This is a genomic window from Streptomyces sp. NPDC001315, from assembly GCF_042896175.1.
In the GTDB taxonomy this organism is placed as follows: Bacteria; Actinomycetota; Actinomycetes; order Streptomycetales; family Streptomycetaceae; genus Streptomyces.
In genome coordinates this window covers 604,305-621,187 of record NZ_JBIAWZ010000003.1, presented here as the reverse complement: position 1 = coordinate 621,187, position 16,883 = coordinate 604,305, and the positions used below count along the sequence as shown (strand labels likewise).

At 71.8% G+C, this 16,883-nt stretch carries 14 protein-coding genes and 1 pseudogene; 7 read left to right on the top strand and 8 right to left on the bottom strand.

Annotated elements, in window-relative coordinates; translation table 11 throughout:
• Nucleotides 1-10: 10 nt before the first annotated feature.
• The 4 genes from ACFY16_RS13180 to ACFY16_RS13165 form a co-directional block, all read right to left on the bottom strand.
• Entirely contained in the window at nucleotides 11-652 is a 642-nt protein-coding gene (locus ACFY16_RS13180) for a PadR family transcriptional regulator (protein ID WP_390647166.1), read from the bottom strand.
• 33 nt (nucleotides 653-685) lie between these two features.
• The gene (locus ACFY16_RS13175; RefSeq protein WP_390647165.1) at nucleotides 686-1,225 is read right to left on the bottom strand and encodes a DinB family protein; all 540 of its coding nucleotides are present in this window, start codon (nucleotides 1,223-1,225) and stop codon (nucleotides 686-688) included.
• 112 nt (nucleotides 1,226-1,337) lie between these two features.
• Nucleotides 1,338-2,798: an aldehyde dehydrogenase family protein gene (locus ACFY16_RS13170; protein WP_390647164.1), complete on the bottom strand. Its 1,461-nt coding sequence runs from the start codon at nucleotides 2,796-2,798 to the stop codon at nucleotides 1,338-1,340.
• A gap of 164 nt (nucleotides 2,799-2,962) precedes the next feature.
• On the bottom strand, nucleotides 2,963-3,787 hold the full coding sequence (locus ACFY16_RS13165) for a helix-turn-helix domain-containing protein (RefSeq protein ID WP_390647261.1): 825 nt from the start codon (nucleotides 3,785-3,787) through the stop codon (nucleotides 2,963-2,965).
• Between the two features lie 342 nt (nucleotides 3,788-4,129).
• On the opposite strand from ACFY16_RS13165, the gene ACFY16_RS13160 reads away from it, so the two are divergent.
• Nucleotides 4,130-4,630 (top strand): ATP-binding protein, encoded by a 501-nt coding sequence (locus ACFY16_RS13160; protein ID WP_390647163.1) that lies wholly within the window; start codon nucleotides 4,130-4,132, stop codon nucleotides 4,628-4,630.
• 87 nt (nucleotides 4,631-4,717) lie between these two features.
• Here the strand turns inward: ACFY16_RS13160 and ACFY16_RS13155 are convergent, their stop codons facing one another.
• Nucleotides 4,718-4,978, bottom strand: coding sequence for a DUF397 domain-containing protein (locus tag ACFY16_RS13155; protein ID WP_390647162.1), 261 nt, complete (start codon nucleotides 4,976-4,978; stop codon nucleotides 4,718-4,720).
• Between the two features lie 901 nt (nucleotides 4,979-5,879).
• Between ACFY16_RS13155 and ACFY16_RS13150 the strand changes: the two genes are divergently transcribed.
• Nucleotides 5,880-6,422: a hypothetical protein gene (locus tag ACFY16_RS13150; protein ID WP_390647161.1), complete on the top strand. Its 543-nt coding sequence runs from the start codon at nucleotides 5,880-5,882 to the stop codon at nucleotides 6,420-6,422.
• Between the two features lie 91 nt (nucleotides 6,423-6,513).
• Nucleotides 6,514-7,047: a DUF4232 domain-containing protein gene (locus ACFY16_RS13145; RefSeq protein WP_390647260.1), complete on the top strand. Its 534-nt coding sequence runs from the start codon at nucleotides 6,514-6,516 to the stop codon at nucleotides 7,045-7,047.
• A gap of 7 nt (nucleotides 7,048-7,054) precedes the next feature.
• Here ACFY16_RS13145 and ACFY16_RS13140 read toward each other — a convergent pair whose 3' ends face one another.
• Nucleotides 7,055-8,179, bottom strand: a complete 1,125-nt coding sequence (locus ACFY16_RS13140) for a DUF2786 domain-containing protein (RefSeq protein WP_390647160.1) — start codon at nucleotides 8,177-8,179, stop codon at nucleotides 7,055-7,057.
• Nucleotides 8,180-8,281: 102 nt separating this feature from the next.
• On the opposite strand from ACFY16_RS13140, the gene ACFY16_RS13135 reads away from it, so the two are divergent.
• From ACFY16_RS13135 to ACFY16_RS13125, 3 genes are all read left to right on the top strand, one after another.
• Entirely contained in the window at nucleotides 8,282-8,908 is a 627-nt protein-coding gene (locus tag ACFY16_RS13135) for a LysE family translocator (RefSeq protein WP_390647159.1), read from the top strand.
• Nucleotides 8,909-8,967: 59 nt separating this feature from the next.
• The gene (locus tag ACFY16_RS13130; protein ID WP_390647158.1) at nucleotides 8,968-9,702 is read left to right on the top strand and encodes a Clp protease N-terminal domain-containing protein; all 735 of its coding nucleotides are present in this window, start codon (nucleotides 8,968-8,970) and stop codon (nucleotides 9,700-9,702) included.
• Nucleotides 9,703-9,778: 76 nt separating this feature from the next.
• Entirely contained in the window at nucleotides 9,779-11,473 is a 1,695-nt protein-coding gene (locus ACFY16_RS13125; protein ID WP_390647157.1) for a bifunctional 3'-5' exonuclease/DNA polymerase, read from the top strand.
• A 64-nt stretch (nucleotides 11,474-11,537) separates the two neighbouring features.
• On the opposite strand, the gene ACFY16_RS13120 is transcribed toward ACFY16_RS13125, so the two are convergent.
• Nucleotides 11,538-14,930, bottom strand: a complete 3,393-nt coding sequence (locus ACFY16_RS13120; RefSeq protein WP_390647259.1) for a BTAD domain-containing putative transcriptional regulator — start codon at nucleotides 14,928-14,930, stop codon at nucleotides 11,538-11,540.
• Nucleotides 14,931-15,328: 398 nt separating this feature from the next.
• On the bottom strand, nucleotides 15,329-16,219 hold the full coding sequence (locus tag ACFY16_RS13115; RefSeq protein WP_390647156.1) for a glycosyltransferase family 2 protein: 891 nt from the start codon (nucleotides 16,217-16,219) through the stop codon (nucleotides 15,329-15,331).
• Nucleotides 16,220-16,351: 132 nt separating this feature from the next.
• On the opposite strand from ACFY16_RS13115, the pseudogene ACFY16_RS13110 reads away from it, so the two are divergent.
• Nucleotides 16,352-16,714, top strand: a pseudogene (locus ACFY16_RS13110) (NAD(P)-dependent oxidoreductase); the annotation flags it as partial.
• Nucleotides 16,715-16,883: the final 169 nt, after the last annotated feature.

Here is a 16,883-nt window from a genome sequence, read left to right as displayed (position 1 = left end):
CGCACTGCGCTCAGCGCGCGTCCTCCGGATGCCGGCCCCCCGTCGCATACGGGTTCTCCTCGCCCTCGGACAGGACGCCGACGAACGGTTCGCCCTCACCGGCGAAGGTGTACGCGCCGGCCTCGAGCCGCTCGATGAGACCCCGGGTCCAGGCGGCGTCGGAGTCCGCCGTGTGGACCCAGAGGTTCATGATCTCGCCGATGTGGCCGAGCTGCCCGGGGCCGTCCTCGGGGATGTAGTGCTCGGTGACGTCGGCCCGCCAGGCCTCGATCCGCCGGATCCGCTCCTTCAGCAGGGCCACCGCCTCGTCCCTCGGCAGGTCGACGAGGAAGCCGATGGCCGCCGACTGGATGTCCATCTTCTGGTCGTAGGCGGTCAGGGATTCCCGGAGCAGCCTGAGGTACTCCTCGGTGCCCTTGCCGGTGATCTCGTACTCGGTGCGGGGCGGACCGCCCGCGGTGGACGGCGCGACCTCGTGCGCGTGCAGCAGTCCCTGTTTCGCCATCTGTTTCAGCGCGTGGTAGATCGAGCCGGGCTTGGCGTTGGACCACTCGTGCGCGCCCCAGTACTCCAGGTCGTTGCGCACCTGGTAGCCGTGGGCCCGCCCGTGCTGGCGGACGGCGCCCAGCACGAGGAGACGGATCGCTGACATGGGACCCAGGTTATTGCCCTGGTCCCGGCGGTCTCAGCCCGCCTGTTCCAGCGCCACCAGCTCGAACGCCGTCTTCCCGTCCAGCGACTCCCGGATGATGTCGGCGTGGCCGGCGTGCCGGGCCGTCTCGCGGATCAGATGCAGGGCCACCCAGCGCATGGAGACCCGTCCCTCCGGCGGGAACCACGGGTCGTTCGGGAGGGGGAAGGTGTCGTCGAGGCTCGGGACGCCGCGGAGGAACTCCTCCGTCTCGACGGCGACCTGCTCCCAGTACGCGAGCTGCGAGGCCACGGTCTCGTCGTCGAGGAGCACGAAACACTCGTGCCAGTTGGACTCGTCACGCTTCACCGCCGGCGGCTCGCCCTTGGCCCGGGCGATCCAGCCCTGCTCGACCTCGGCGACATGCTTGAGCAGGCCGGACAGGGACAGTTCGCTCGCGCTGGGGCGGGAGCTCGCCTGCTCCTCCGTCAGTCCGAGCACCGCCCGCCGGATGCCGCCGCGCTGCTCCGCCAGGAAGGAGAGCAGTGCTCCGCGCTCGTCGCCCAGCGCCTCGGCTCGCACATGAGTGACCATGATCGGCTGCCTTTCGTCGGGTTCGGCAGGGGACGTCCCCGCCTGACACCGACGAAGCTACGGGTCATTGCGGTCAGCTTCTGTCCTCAACGGCCCGGCTGCGGGGAAACCACTAGAACGGGAACGAGCTCTGCCCGTGCTGTACCGAGATCCACTTCAGCGTGGTGAAGGCGTCCAGTGTGGTCTCGCCGTTCAGGCGGCCGATTCCGGAGTGCTTCTCGCCGCCGAAGGGGACGAGCGGCTCGTCGTGGATGGTGCCGTCGTTCACGTGGAACATGCCGGTGTCGACCTGCTTGGCGAAGGCGACCCCCCGCTCCACGTCCGCCGTGTGGACGGCGCCGCTCAGGCCGTAGGGCGTGTCGTTGACGATGCGGATGGCCTCCTGCTCGCCGTCGAAGGGGACGAGGAGGGCGACGGGGCCGAAGAGCTCCTTGTGCAGGAGCGAGGAGTCGGCGGGGACGTCCGTGAGGACGGAGGGCTCCACCAGGTTGTCGGTCGTCGCGCCGCGCACGAGGACCGTGGCGCCCTCGGCGACGGCCTGGTCGACGGCGGCGGAAATGGCGTTCGCCTGGAGGGAGTTGATGACCGGCCCGATGACCGTCTGCGGGTCGCTCGGGTCGCCGGTCTTCAGGGTGCGCACCTTGGCGACGAACTTCTCGGTGAACTCCGCCACGACCGACCGGTCCACCAGCACGCGGTTCGCGGCCATGCAGACCTGGCCCTGGTCGACGTAACGGCTGAAGACGGCCGCGTCGACCGCGTAGTCGATGTCGGCGTCGTCGAGCACCACCAGGGCGCTGTTCCCGCCCAGTTCGAGGACCGTGCGCTTGAGCTGGGCGGCGCAGACGGTGGCGATGTGGCGGCCGACCTTGTCGGAGCCGGTGAAGGAGATGACCTTCGGTACCGGGTGCTCGATGAAGGCGTCGCCGATCTCGGCGATGTCCGTGAGGACGACGTTCAGCAGACCGGCCGGCAGGCCCGCGTCCTCGAAGATCTTCGCGATCAGGGTGCCGCCGACGACGGGGGTGTCCTGATGCGGCTTGAGGACGACGGCGTTGCCGAGGGCGAGGGCGGCGGCGACGGGCTTGATGGACAGCAGGAAGGGGAAGTTGAAGGGGCTGATGACGCCCACGACGCCGACCGGGACGCGATAGAGGCGGTTCTCCTTGCCTTCGACCGGCGAGGGCAGCAGCCGGCCTTCGGAGCGCAGCGCCAGCTGGGCCGCCTCGCGCAGGAACTCCTTGGCGAGGTGGAGCTCGAAGCGGGCCTTCACATGGGTGCCGCCGAGCTCGGCGATGATCGCCTCGGTGATCTCCTGCTCGCGCTCCTCGACCAGCCGCAGCGCGCGGTCGAAGATGTCCCGGCGGGCGTAGGGATTGACGTCGGCCCACGCTCTCTGGGCCCGCGCGGCCGCCCGATAGGCCTGATCGACCTCGTCGATGGTGGCTATCGTGATCGAGGCCAGCTTCTCGCCGTCGTACGGATTGAAGTCGATGATGTCCCAGGAGCCGGTACCCGGGCGCCACTCGCCGTCGATGTACTGCAGGGCCAGTTCGGTGAAGCAGGACGACATGTGATCCCTCAATCCCCTTGCCGCCGAAGCAGTCGAGGCGGACACCCGGTCAACCCCCGATCGACTGTTGGTCTGATCACACGTCATCGTACGTGTGAATCATGCGAGTTGGGGGTGTGAGAGCGCTTTGCGCAAGAACCTCACAGCAATGTCGAGGGTTATCCCTACGACAGCTGCAAAAGCCCCCGAAGCAGGTCCCGGCTCTCGTCCGGGCCGGGGCTGTCCTGCTGGAGTTCCTTCAGTGCCTGTTCGTACTGGGCGACGTCCTCGCGCTTGTCCAGGTACAGCGCGCTGGTGAGCTGCTCCAGGTAGACGACGTCCGACAGGTCCGACTCGGGGAAGCTGAGGATCGTGAAGGCGCCGGACTCACCGGAGTGGCCGCCGAAGCCGAACGGCATGATCTGCAGCCGCAGGTTGGGGCGTTCGGAGATCTCGATGAGGTGCTGGAGCTGGTCGCGCATCACCTCGCGGTCGCCGTAGGGGCGGCGCAGGGCGGCCTCGTCCAGGACGATGTGGAAGTCGGGTGCGGTCTCGGAGAAGAGGTACTTCTGCCGTTCCAGGCGCAGCGTCACGCGCCGCTCGATGTCGGCCTCGCTCGCGCCCTTCATACCGCGCTGCACGACCGCGCGGGCGTACGCCTCGGTCTGGAGCAGGCCGTGCACGAACTGCACCTCGTAGGCGCGGATCGCGGAGGCGGCGCCCTCCAGGCCCACATAGGTGGGGAACCAGCTGGGCAGCACGTCCGAGTAGCTGTGCCACCAGCCGGCGACATTGGCCTCCCGGGCGAGGGCGACGAGCGAGTTGCGTTCCGCCTCGTCGGTGATGCCGTACAGCGTCAGCAGGTCCTCGACGTCCCGCGTCTTGAAGCTCACCCGGCCCAACTCCATCCGGCTGATCTTCGACTCGGAAGCACGGATGGAGTACCCCGCCGCCTCGCGGGTGATCCCGCGCGCCTCGCGCAGTCGCCTGAGTTGCGAGCCGAGCAGCATGCGCCGCACCACCGATCCTGGCTCTCCCGCGCTCACGTTCGCCAGCCTCCCCAACGTCTCCAGGGGCCGAAGTCTGCCACTAAAACACTCCGAGCAGTACTCGTCCGATTACAGAGACGGAAAGAAGTCAAAGGATGCGCACAGGAAGGAGCAGGGAGAGCGCAAAGGCGTAGCAAGAGAAGGCGAGAAGATGGCGGAAAAAATGGCCAAGAAGCGGTACGGGAGCGTCCAATTCGGTCACGTGCACGTGCATCTGCCCTTGCATCTGCTCTGCGCATCCGAAACCATGGTCCCGCGCCACCGCTGCATCGCAACGACCGCGAATTCCCGGGAGTGCCTCGCATGGGGACGAATGGATCGACCATGCTCGAGCCGTTACGGCAGGGCCTTCCGCCGCTGGATCCCGCGGCCGTGTCCAGTGCCGCCTCCTGCGCCCTGCCCGCCCGCTACGAAGCGGTGCGCGAGGCCAGACGGTTCACTCGGAGAACCCTCGACCAGTGGGACATGGGCGAGCGCTTCGACGACGTCTGCCTGGTCGTCTCCGAACTGGTCACCAACGCCCTGCGCCATGCGCTGCCGAACGGCAGCGCGCGCGACCCGGAGCAGCACCCGCCCGTGCGGCTGCACCTGATGCGCTGGACCGAGCGGCTGGTGTGCGCGGTGCGCGACCCCAGCCACGACAGCCCCGTGGCGCGCGAGACGGACGACTTCTCGGCGGAGTCGGGCCGCGGCCTGTTCCTGGTCGACTCCTTCAGTGACAGCTGGGGCTGGCACCCCCTGGCGGGCACGCTCAACGGCAAGGTGGTCTGGGCACTGTTCCATCTGCCACCCCTCGCCGAATGACGAACCGCGGCGCTTTCCGGCGCCGCGGTTCTACGCGCGTCACGATATGTCGAACACCGACCGCCGCCGACGTCGGCCCGCAGTGCGTCAGCCGGCTATCAGATGGTCGAACTCGCCGTCCTTGATGCCCAGGAGCATCGCCTCTATCTCGGCCCGTGTGTAGACGAGCGCGGGACCGTCGGGAAAGCGCGAGTTCCGTACGGCCACGTCACCGCCCGGCAGCCGGGCGAACTCCACGCAGGAACCCTGCGAGTTGCTGTGCCGGCTCTTCTGCCAGGCCACCCCGCTCAACTGTGTGGCCGCCATGCCGTTGTACACGTCGTACCCCCCGTCAACGTCGTGGTCCACAGCTCGCTCCCCGGTGGTGCACTGGCTGATGTGGCCATAGGTGCAGTGGTCAACTGACCCGGATCATAGCTCTGTTCATGTGCAGATGCATGGGCAGATGCACGTGCACGCGGGGTGGTCCCGCGATTACAGCTTGGCCGACCCCTTTACCGGAGTCGCTCCAGCGTCTGCCCCGAAGACCGCAGGGCATTCGCGCGTGCACTAGGAACAGACGCGCGGCGGTCCCCTTGTGTTCCATCGTCCACGTGATCGTCCGATGGGCAGGATGACGGATCGGTGTCGGTCCGGCGGACGGACAGCATCCGTTCTCTGGCGTAGGCGCGGCGTTCCGCTTCTACGACACCCGGACCGGAGGGCCTCGACGCAGGCCTGGGCGGGCGGGGGCGGGAAGTCCTGGTCCACGCGGATGACCAGGGGGCCTGTCCGGGTGCGGGACCTGGCATCGGATTCGGTGCGGCGTTCGAATACGTACTTCGTCGGAGCCGCGGTCGAGCAGTTCGCGGACGCCGTTCGGGCGGTCGCACCGCAACCGCCCGTACGGATGGGGCCCGGCCGGTACGTCGGCGTGCGGGGCCGGGGGTGGCCGCCGGCGGCTGTCACGCCGTTCCGGCCGCGGTTTCGGCCACGGACGCTACGGCTCCGCCCGGGACCGGGGCTGAAAAACCACGATCCCGGGCGGACCGGGCCCGGGCCGTTCCGGCCGGGTCTTCGCAGCTCCCGCCGCGGCCCGCCGCCGAGGTCGCGCGCCGTCGGCCGGGCCACCCGGAAGGCGCTCGCCGCCGCCCGTGACTCCGTGCGGCAGGCCCGTGCCGACGCCCCCACTGTCCGTCCGGCCCATCCTGGTAGCTTGCTGCGGTCCTTCCGGTCCGCGGGCCGGCCGGCTACTGCTTGGGAGCTTCCAGTGACTTCGGCGACCTTCTCGCGTCCTTCGCCCGGCGCGGCGCGCAAGGTGTCGCGCCGGTGGGTCCGGCTCGCGGCCGTGGGTACGGGGCTGGCGGGTGTGCTCGCGCTGAGCGCGTGCAGCGGCGGCGGCTCCGAGGACGAGTCCTCGGCGAGCCCCGGCTCGACGGCGACCGCGACCACGCCCGCGGACACCGGGGGCGCCACCGGCGGGGCGACGGCGGCGTCCGCCGGTCTGAAGGGCAGCTGGCTCGCCACGACCGACGGGCATGCGGTGGCGCTGGTGATCACCGGCAACCAGGCCGGGCTCTTCGCCACGGGCGGGACCGTGTGCAGCGGGACCGCGGGCGAGGAGGCCGGGATGGAGATGATCCACCTCAAGTGCACGGACGGCAGCAAGGACCGGGCGACGGGCATGGTCGACTCCGTCGACAGGACGACGCTGAAGGTCACCTGGGAGGGCGATCTCGGCACGGAGACGTACACCAGGTCGGAGGGCGGCCGACTGCCCTCCGGGCTGCCCACGGCGAGCCTCGGGTCCTGACGGGGCGAGGATCACCCCGGGGGCGTGCAACGGGACGGCCGTTCATGCGTGATGATCCATGAGCACCGTCACGATCTCAGGGGACCACATCATGCGCGTCATGCCGATCACCGTCGCCGCTCTCACCGCGGCCCTCCTCCTCTCCGCCTGCGACAGCGGCGGGGACACCACCGACGAGAAGACCACCGCCGGCAAGACCAGCAGCACCGCCTGCAAGATCGACGGGGTCGGCGTGGAGGTCGGGCCCGTCAACGCCGCCCCGGCCGCCGGGGACACCGGCAACGTCTCCGTCACGATCACCAACACCGGCTCCGAATGCACTCTGGACGGCTTCCCGGCCGTCGGCCTCTCCGCCGGCAGCACCTCCGCCACCGTCCCGCAGGACGAGGCCGCGCAGGCGCAGAAGCTGACCCTCGCCAAGGACGCGACCGCCTCCTTCACGATCACCTACGTACGTGGCGAGGCGGGCGGCGCCAAGAGCCTCGCGGTGAAGACCGTGAAGTTCGGCCTGCCCGGCGCCTCCGCGACCCACAGCTTCGAGTGGTCGTACGGCGACGTCGCGCTGAAGGACGGCACGGACGAGCCGGACGCCTCGGTGAGCGCCTTCCAGCAGGCGGGCGACTGACCGGAGGTCAGGGCAGCCGGGGCCGGGATCGCACCTGGGCCCGGTCCGCCGCCTCGGCACCCTCCGTCCAGCCCGCCTCGTCGCTCACCCCGCGCAGGCGGGTCGTGACCGTCTCCGGGAACATGCGGTCCGTAGCGGCCGTGACCGCGACCTCGCGGGAGGCGAGGACGGGGAGCAGGTCGTCGGTCACCTGGGTCTCGGCGGCTGCCGCGAGGCGGCTGCCGATGCGGTGGGCGTACGCGGCGAGGAACGACTGCCGGAAGGCCTTGGTGCGCTTGCGGCCGCCCGCGCGCTGGGCCGCTTCCGCCTTGGTCATGGCCGTCGTGGCCTGCACGAGCAGCGAGGTGTAGAGGAGCTCCACGGCCTCCAGGTCGGCCTCGAAGCCGACGACCGTGGAGAAGCCGAGGGGTTCGTTCCACACGGCCTGGCAGTGGTTCGCGGCCGAGACCGCGTCCAGCAGTACCGCCTTGGCCTGCTCGTACGGCGGCTCGACCCCGATCCGGCAGGCGCCGGGGGCGTCGGGGGCCGGGGCCCGGGCGGCGAGCAGCGCCTCGTCGACGCTGTGCCGGGCCATGAGCTCCTGCGCCTTGGCGCTCAGCGCCTCCGCCTCCTCCGGGAACCCGGTCGCCTCCGCCTTGGCGAGCAGCGCGCGGATCCGCCCGAGCATGCGGGAGTCCGAACCGGAGCCGGAGCCGGTCCCGGGCTGCCGCCGCGCGGGCTCCGCCAGGGGTTCCAGCGTGGGCAGTCGCAGCAGCAGGCGGTACAGCTCCAGGAGGGCGGTGGCGTGCGAGAAACGGTCGGTGCGGGGTGGCGCCTCGGCGGTCAGCTCGTCCAGCTGCGCCGCCCAGCGGGGGCCGCGCGGACCGTCGTCGGGCGCCTGCGCGCGGATCAGCGCCGATACGAGGCTCAGGTGTACGTCGTCCAGGTCGCGCCGCACCAGGCGTACGACGTCGGCGGGCTGCCAGCCGCGCCGCCAGGCCGTCGCCACGAACTCCCGCCCTCGGCGGTCGAGTTCGGCGTCGGACGCCGGGTCGGACGCGAGGAGCGAGGCGCCGGTGTCGAGGGTGGTGTCGGTGGCGTCGTAGAGGGCGGCCTGGAAGGCGCGCTCGACGGTGCTGGTCGTACTGCTCACCCGTTGATCGTGCCACGCGGCCGCGGGGCTCCCGGCCCCGCCCACGTCTCAGCGCCCGGAATTCGGTCGCCGGGGTCCGGGGCGGGGTCGAGCATGGCTGTCATGGTGGACACATCCTTGTACGCGGCGTTCCTCGTCGCCGCCTTCGCGCTCTGCGTCACTCCCGGCCCCGACATGATGTTCATCGTGGCGATGGGCGGGCGGGGCGGCCCCGCGGCCGGGGTGATGGCCGCCTTCGGGGTGGCCTGCGCGATGCTCGTGCACTCGGTGGCCGCGGCGCTCGGCCTGTCGGCGCTGTTCACGGCCCTGCCGACGCTGTACCACGTGCTGCGCTGGGCGGGCGCGGCCTATCTGCTGTACCTGGCCGTGAAGGCGTTCCGGGACCGTTCCGTGCCGGGCGAGGAGGGCGCGCCGGCCGGTCCGGGGATGCGGCGCGCCTTCTGGCAGGGGGCCGTGACCAACCTGCTCAACCCCAAGGTCATCCTTTTCAGCATCGCCTTCCTGCCCCAGTTCGTGAACCCGGGGCTCGGGCATGTGCCCGGGCAGCTCATGGTTCTGGGGCTCACCATCGTGGTGATGGGCTTCGCGGTCGACGGCTCGATCGGCCTGCTCTCCGGGAAGCTCTCCGCGCTGCTGCTCCGCAGCCGACGGGTCGCGCGTGGGCTCAACGTCTTCAGCGGGACGGTCTTCACGGGGTTGGCGCTGCGGTTGGCGGCCTCGCCGAAGTAGACGACGCAAACTGTCAACCGATGGTTGACACCCACGCACTGTCAACCTACGGTTGTCACATGACGACGAACCCGACCATCACGTCATCCGTACGTCTCGACGACCTCATCGCGGCCATCAAGAAGGTCCACGCCCAACCCCTCGACCAGCTCCAGGACGCGGTGATCGCCGCCGATCACCTCGGCGAAGTGGCCGATCACCTGATCGGCCACTTCGTGGACCAGGCCCGCCGCTCCGGCGCCTCCTGGACCGACATCGGCAAGAGCATGGGGGTCACCCGGCAGGCGGCGCAGAAGCGGTTCGTGCCGAAGGAGGGCACGGACCTGGGCGCGAACCAGGACTTCAGCCGCTACACACCCCGCGCCCGCAACACGGTGATGGCCGCCCACAACGAGGCCATCGCCGCCCGCAACGCCGAGGGCCGCCCCGAGCACCTGGTCCTCGGCCTGCTGGCCGAACCGGAGGGCCTGGCCGCCAAGGCGATCACCGCGCAGGGCGTCCCCCTCGACGCCGTACGCCAGGCCGCCACCGCCGCGCTGCCGCCCGCCGCCGAGGAGGCCCCGGAGCTGGTGCCCTACGGCTCCGACGCCAAGAAGGTCCTGGAGCTCACGTTCCGCGAGGCCCTGCGCCTCGGCCACAACTACGTCGGCACCGAGCACATCCTGCTCGCCCTGCTGGAGTTCGAGAACGGCGAGGGGGTGCTGTCGGGCCTGGACATCACCAAGCCGGCGGCGGAGGCGAACATCGCCGCGGCGCTCGCCAAGGTGACGGTGAAGTTCGGCGAGGAGAGCTGAGGCAGCCAGGGCGTCCGACGCGGCTGACGCTCCTTGCCGAAGACCCGTTGTCAGACCCCCCTGCCACACTCGCAGCATGGCCGACCGGTGGGCGCTCACTCCGGCCGAGGACGGTGGCGCGGAGCTCGCCCCCCTCGGTCCGGACGGGCTGCCTGCCGGGCCGGTACGGCGGGAGCCGGATCTCGCCGAGGCCGTGCGCCGCCGACCGGACGTCACGCGCTGGGTGTGGCGCTCCACCGCCGAGGTCTATCCGCGTCTGCTCGCCGCGGGGGTGCGAGTAGAGCGGTGTTACGACATCGAGGACGCCGAGACACTCCTCCTCGGCCACGAGGGTCGTTACGGCGAACCCCGGTCGGCGGCCGCCGCCCTCGCCCGGCTGCGCGGCGGCCCGGTGCCGCCCGATCCGCCCCAGCGGTCCGCCGAACCCGGCGCGCAGTCCCCGCTGTTCGAGCCACGGGGCAGCCGCGGCCTGCCGCTGACGGACCTCGTCGAGGTCTACGCCGAGCAGCTGCGGCGGCACGACCGGTCCGCCCACCCCGACCGGCTGCGGCTGCTGACGGCCACCGAGTCGGCGGGGATGCTGGTGGCCGCCGAGATGAACCGCGCGGGCCTGCCGTGGAGCGCGGACGTGCACCGCGAGGTGCTGCACGAACTGCTCGGCGAGCGGTACACCGGCGGTGGTGAGCCGCGGCGTCTGGCCGAGCTCGCGGACGAGGTGTCGGCCGCGTTCGGCCGCCGGGTGCGGCCCGACCTGCCCGCCGACGTGGTGAAGGCCTTCGCCCAGGCCGGGATCAAGATCAGGTCGACCCGCCGCTGGGAGATCGAGTCCCTCGACCACCCGGCGACGAAGCCCCTGATCGAGTACAAGAAGCTGTACCGGATCTGGGTCGCGCACGGCTGGTCCTGGCTCCAGGACTGGGTGCGGGACGGGCGCTTCCGGCCGGAGTTCATCGCGGGCGGGACGGTCACCGGGCGCTGGGTGACCAACGGCGGGGGCGCGTTGCAGATCCCCAAGGTCATCCGACGTGCCGTCGTCGCCGAGCCCGGCTGGCGGCTCGTCGTCGCGGACGCCGACCAGATGGAGCCGCGGGTGCTCGCCGCGATCTCCCGTGACCCCGGTCTGATGGAGGTGGCCGGCCGGGAGAGCGACCTGTACCAGTCCGTCTCCGACCGCGCCTTCTCCGGCGACCGCGCCCAGGCCAAACTCGCCGTGCTCGGCGCGGTCTACGGCCAGACCTCCGGCGACGGCCTGAAGAACCTCGCCGCCCTCAGACGCCGCTTCCCCAAGGCGGTGGCGTACGTCGACGAGGCGGCGCGGGCCGGGGAGGAGGGGCGGCTGGTGCGGACATGGCTGGGGCGCACCTGTCCGCCTGCGGCCGGGGCGGGCGACGACGGGACGGAGGAGGGGGGCATCCCCCAGGACGATCCGGCCGAGCAGCCCACGGAGCAGGGATGGATGCCTGGTTACGCCTCCAGCAACGCCCGCGCCCGCGGCCGCTTCGCCCGTAACTTCGTCGTCCAGGGCAGCGCGGCCGACTGGGCCCTGCTGCTGCTCGCCGCGCTGCGGCGGACCTGTGCCGGCCTGGCGGCCGAGCTCGTCTTCTTCCAGCACGACGAGGTGATCGTGCACTGCCCGCAGGAGGAGGCCGACACGGTCGTCGCGGCGATCCGGGAGGCGGCGGACCTGGCGGGGCGACTGACGTTCGGCCAGACGCCGGTGCGGTTTCCGTTCACCACGGCGGTGGTGGAGTGCTATGCGGACGCGAAGTGAGGCGGCTGAATGAGCGGTGCTGATGTGCGGTGCTGATGTGCGGTGCTGAACGAGAGGTGCTGAGTCAGCGGGTCGCGGCGAGCAGTTCCCCGAGCTGCGCCACGACCTCCTTCTCGTCCGTTCCGTCCAGCGCCGCGAGGGCCGCACGCCACTCCTCGTACGCCTCCTCGACGCGCCCCTGCTCGTGCAGCAGGAGTCCGTGCTGGTGTCGGGCGAGCCCGCCCGTGTAGCCGTCGGCGCGGGCGTCCGCGCGGCGCAGCAGCTCGGCGCACTCGCGGGTGGCGTGTTCGGCGTGGCCGAGCAGCCGCAGGGTGCGCACCAGGCCGAGCCGGGTCTGGGACTCACCGTGCCAGTCGCCGTGGCCGCCGAGGATGCGCAGGCTCTCCTCGAAGTGCGGCAGGGCGGCGACCGGTTCGCCGAGGGTCAGATGGGCGTAGCCGATGTTGCAGTGCGCGGAGTGCTGCACGATGAAGGCGCCGATCTGGTCCCCGAGGGCGAGGGAGCGCCGGTGCTGCTCGATCGCGGCCCGGGGGTCGGTGTGCTCGTACAGGTTGCCGAGGTGGCTGTGGGTGACGGCCTCGCCGTGCGGGTCGTTCAGCTGCCGCGAGTACTCCAGGCTCTGCAGCAGCGCCTCGCCGGACTCCTCGTAGCGCCCGAGCCCTTCGAGGAGCAGCCCGCGGTTGTTGAGGCAGCGCCGGATCCGGGAGAGCCGCTCCAGCCGGCGCCAGATCGTCAGGGCACGGTCGTTGAGGGCGAGGGCGTCCTTCTGGCGGCCGGTCAAAAAGTGCAGGGCGGCGAGGTCGCCCAGCGCGTAGGCCTCGGCCGCCTCGTCCCCGAGCCGACGTGCCATGGCGAGCGCTGCCCGTCCGAGCACCTCCATCTCGGCGACCCGGCCGCTGCGCTGGACGTAGGGGAAGAAGAGACGGAGGAGGCTGGAGATGTGGGCGGCGTGGGGGTCGTTCCCCAGGGTCCCCGGACTCCCCAGGTTCCCCAGGCCCTCGAGGGCATTTGGGGCACCTGGGGCAATGGAAGCACTGCGGGCAGCGGAGGCGCCGGGAGCGGCACCTCGGTCCCCCGCTTTCCTGGCGTGGCGTTCGTGACGCTCCGCCAGCGTGACGATGTTCTCCAGTTCCAGCTCGCCCCAGGCGAAGGCCTCCTCGGGACTGCCGAAGGGCGGCACGGTCTGTGCCGGGTGCTGGGGCAGCCGGGAGGCGGTCGGGCGGCGGCGGTCGTCCTGGTCGGGGCCGGGCTCGACGATCGCGGTGAGGACACGTTCGGCGACGGCGGCGTACCAGCGGAGGGCGGTGCCGGTGGCGTCGGTGTCGTCGTCGATGCCGTGGCCGGCCTCCGTGTCGGCGAGCTCGCGGGCGAAGTCGCGGACCAGGTCGTGGGGGGTGTAGCGGCCGTACGCCGTCTCCTCCAGGAGGGCCACGTCGACGAGTCGGTCGAGGGCGGCCTCGGCGCGGCGCTCGTCGGTGCCGGTGAGTCGGGCGAGCAGGGGTGCGCCGTACGCCGGCAGGTCGAGGGCGCCGATGCGGCGCAGGGCGAGGGCCGCGTCCCGGTCGGCCTCGCGCTCGGAGGCGGCGAGCGCGTCGTGGGCGACGGCGAGGGAGCGGCGGACACTCAGGTCGTCGTACTCAAGATGGTGCAACCGCCCTTCCGTGGCGGCCAGTTGACCGGCCAGCACGTCCGGCGTGAGGGCGCGGCGCGCGGCGAGGCGGGCGGCGACGACGCGCAGGGCGAGCGGGAGACGGCCGGTGAGTTCGACGAGGGGGTGAGCGGCATCGAGGGCGTCACGGCCGGAGACGGCGCGCAGCAGCGCCGCGCTGTCCTCGTCCGACAGCGGCGCGAGCGGGAAGCGGTGGGCACCGTCGAGGGCGGTCAGCGGGGAACGGCTGGTGACGATCACCGCGCAACCGGAACCGGCCGGCAGCAGCGGCCGTACCTGCGCGGCGTGCGCGGCGTCGTCCAGCACCATCAGCGTGCGCGTCGGCGCGAGCAGGGAGCGCAGCAACGCGGCGGCGGCGTCCGGGTGTTCCGGGATGCGGCGGGGTTCGGCACCGAGGTCGCGCAGCAGGGCGGCGAGGGCCTGGGCGGGGGTGAGGGGGGTCATGCCCGGGGTGGCGCCGTGCAGGTTGAGGTACAGCTGGCCATCGGGGAAACGTTCCCGCAGACCGTGCGCGACGTGCAGCGCGAGGGCGCTCTTGCCGACGCCGGCCATACCGCTGACGACGGCGAGGCGGACGGGACCGCCTTCGCCACCGCCGCCTTTGCCACCGCCACCGCCACCGCCACCGCTGTCGCTGTCGCTGTCGCTGTCGCTGTCGGGAGAGTCGGCGGCCAGGGTCCGGCGCAGGGCGTCCAGGACGTCGGAACGGCCGGTGAAGTACGCGGGCGCGGGCGGGAGTTGGGCGGGGCGAGGTATGTGTTGGGCGACCGCGGACGGGGTGGTGGCCGGAGGAGCGGCAGAGGGGGCGGGGGCCGCCAGGGACGGGGCGGGCTCATCGCCGTCGGCGTCGCGGGCGCCTGACACGGCACGGTCGCCCGGGAGGTCACCGGTCTCCTCCGGCGCACCCGGCACACCCGGCGCACCTGGCACGCCCGACATGCCGCCCCGCGCGCCCGATGTATCCGGCACACCCGGCACGCCCGGCACCCCCCTCAGCACCTCCACATGTGCCTCGCGCACGCCCCGGCCCGGTTCGACGCCGAGTTCGTCGACGAGGCGGGTGCGCAGGTCGCGGTGGACGGCGAGGGCCTCGGCCTGGCGGCCGGTGCGGTGCAGGGCGAGCATCAGCTGGCGGTGGTACGTCTCCCGCAGCGGATACTCGGCGGCCAGCGCGGCCAGCTCCGGTACCAAGGCGCCGAGTCGGGGGCCGCCCAGGGCAAGCTCGGCGTCGTAGCGCCACTCCAGCAGGAGCAGCCGCGCCTCCCGGAGCCGCTGGACGAACGCGTACCCGCCCACCTCGGACGGCAGTCCGCTCAACGGCGTGCCCCGCCACAGCGCGAGCGCGGCCACGCACTCGCGCACGACCCGCTCCCAGTTTCCGGCAGCATGGGCACCGCGCGCCGCGGCGACATGCCGCTCGAACACGTGGACGTCCAACTCGCCCTGCTCGACGCGCAGCAGATACCCGGGCGGCACGGCGCGCAGCCGGTCCGGGTCGTCGAGCAGCCGGCGCAGTCGGGTCACGTGGTTGTGCAGCGAGGCCTGCGCGGAGGCGGGCGGCGCGCCACCCCACAGGGTGTCCTTCAGCGACTCGACCGGGACGACCCGGCCGGCTTCGAGCAGCAGCGCGGCCAGCAGGGTCCGCACCTTGGGACTGCCGACGGTACGTACTCCGGCACGGGCGACGGCCTCGGGAGCGCGAGCCGCGCCGGCCTCACCCTCGTAGGACTCCCCCATGTCGTACAGAACCGGCGGACCCAGCAGTCCGAACCGCAGCGCGCACCGCATCACGCCGCCCACTGCCTTCCCGCGCGCCGTGTCCGACCGCGCCCTCCGGCGGAACCCTGCCGTGACTGGCGGGTTTTCGCCCCTTCACGGCGGTATCCCGCCACCTGGTCTCTGCCGGTCTTCGCCGGAATCCGCTGAGGTTCCGGCTGTTCTCCGGTGCCGCCCGGCAAGTTCTGGCCAGTGGAGCGGCGGCAACGAAGGAGACCGTTGGCCATATGTTAGCGATCCGTTGGCCAGGCCTGATGTGATCATTACATCGGATCTGGCCCCGACGGTGCACGCGTCATGGACGCGAAACTCGGGGGAGTGTCGCCGCCGCGGCCGGATCCGGGGACGTGAGGGGCCTCGGTCGTCGGAGGTGAACGATCGGGGCCCTCGTCCCGTCGCCGGTCCTGTTCTCAGATGACCGGCGGGCGCCCCAGCCGGGTCAGCCGCCACACCGTCCGCCAGCGCATGGGCCGGCGTTCCCCGGCCGGCTCGCGCAGCCCCTCCGCGAAGCCGCCGAACCAGGCGCGCAGTCCACCGAGCGACCGGGTCCGCAGCAGCGTGACGAGTACCCACACCCCCAGGTGGACGGGGATGAGCGGCAGCGGCAGATTGCGCCGGACCAGCCACACCCGGTTGCGGGCCGTCACCCGGTGGTAGATGGCGTGCCGGGCGGGCGAGGTCTTCGGGTGCTGGAGCAGCAGTTCGGGTGCGTAGAGGATGCGCCAGCCCGCGTCGGTGGCCCGCCAGGCCAGATCGGTCTCCTCGTGCGCGAAGAAGAAGGCGGCGGGCCAGTCACCGGTCTCCGCCAGCATCGCCATGCTCAGGGCGTGACCGCCGCCGAGGAACCCGGTCACGTACCCGCCCCGCATCGGGTCGGAGGCCCCGGCCCGCGGCACGTGCCGCCGCTGCGTCTCACCGTGCTCGTCGGCGATACGGAAGCCGACGATGCCCAGACGCGGGTCTGCGGCGTACAGGTCGCGTACGCGACGCAGCACGTCGGCGTCGACGAGCAGTCCGTCGTCGTCGAGCTCCACCACGACGTCGACGTCACCGAACTCGCGGAGCCGGGCGAGGGCGACGTTGCGCCCGCCGGGGCAGCCGAGATTCTCGTCCTCCTCGATGAGGGTGACCTCGCCGGGCAACGACAGACGGTGGGCGAACTCGGGCAGCCGGCAGCCGTTGCCGACGATCACGATGCGGGCGGGGGCGAGGTCCTGCTTGGCCACCGACTCCAGCAGTGCGTCGACTTCGGCGGGCCTGTTCCCCATGGTCACCACCGCGACGGCGATTCTCGGCTCCATCGGCATCCCTCACCCCATCCAACCGACGACGACGTCCGTCGTTCACCAAGATGTTGCCTCAGATGCCGCGGTTCCCCTGACCCTGGTTCACTTCGCGTCCCGTTTGCGGCGATTTTCCTCCCACCGCAGTACAGCGACTTCGTCTCCGTCCACCTCGCCCTGAGCGACCGCACCCGAGGCCTGCTCGGCCCCGCCGAACTCGCCCTGCTCAAGCCGACCGCCTGTCTGGCCGACACCTCCCGCGCGGCGATCGTCGACCAGGACGCGCCGCCGGCGGCGCTGCGTGAGGGCCGTATCGCGGGCGTGGACGTCTTCGACATGGAGCCGGAACCACACGGCGCGGCTCCGGCCGGGGCGCGTGGTGGGCGTCGGTCGGCACGCTGCCTGCCAGGTCGGGCGGCCAGGACGTGGCGCGTGCCCCCGGACGCGAGCGGATCCCCAGTGGTCCCCACCAGCGGATCCCCAATGGTCCCCCTTAGAGGGGACAGGCGGTGATCGCCAAGGCTTCCTAGATTGTCCGCGACGCGGAATACGCTGCGGGCCCTTCGTGGCCGGGCGGCCATCGTTGTCGGGTCGTCGACGCGACGGTGTGCAGGGCGTGCGGATGCGGGGAGTCGGCGCCGCCCCAGGGTGAGGGCCGGTTGGTGCGGTGACGAATGCGGGG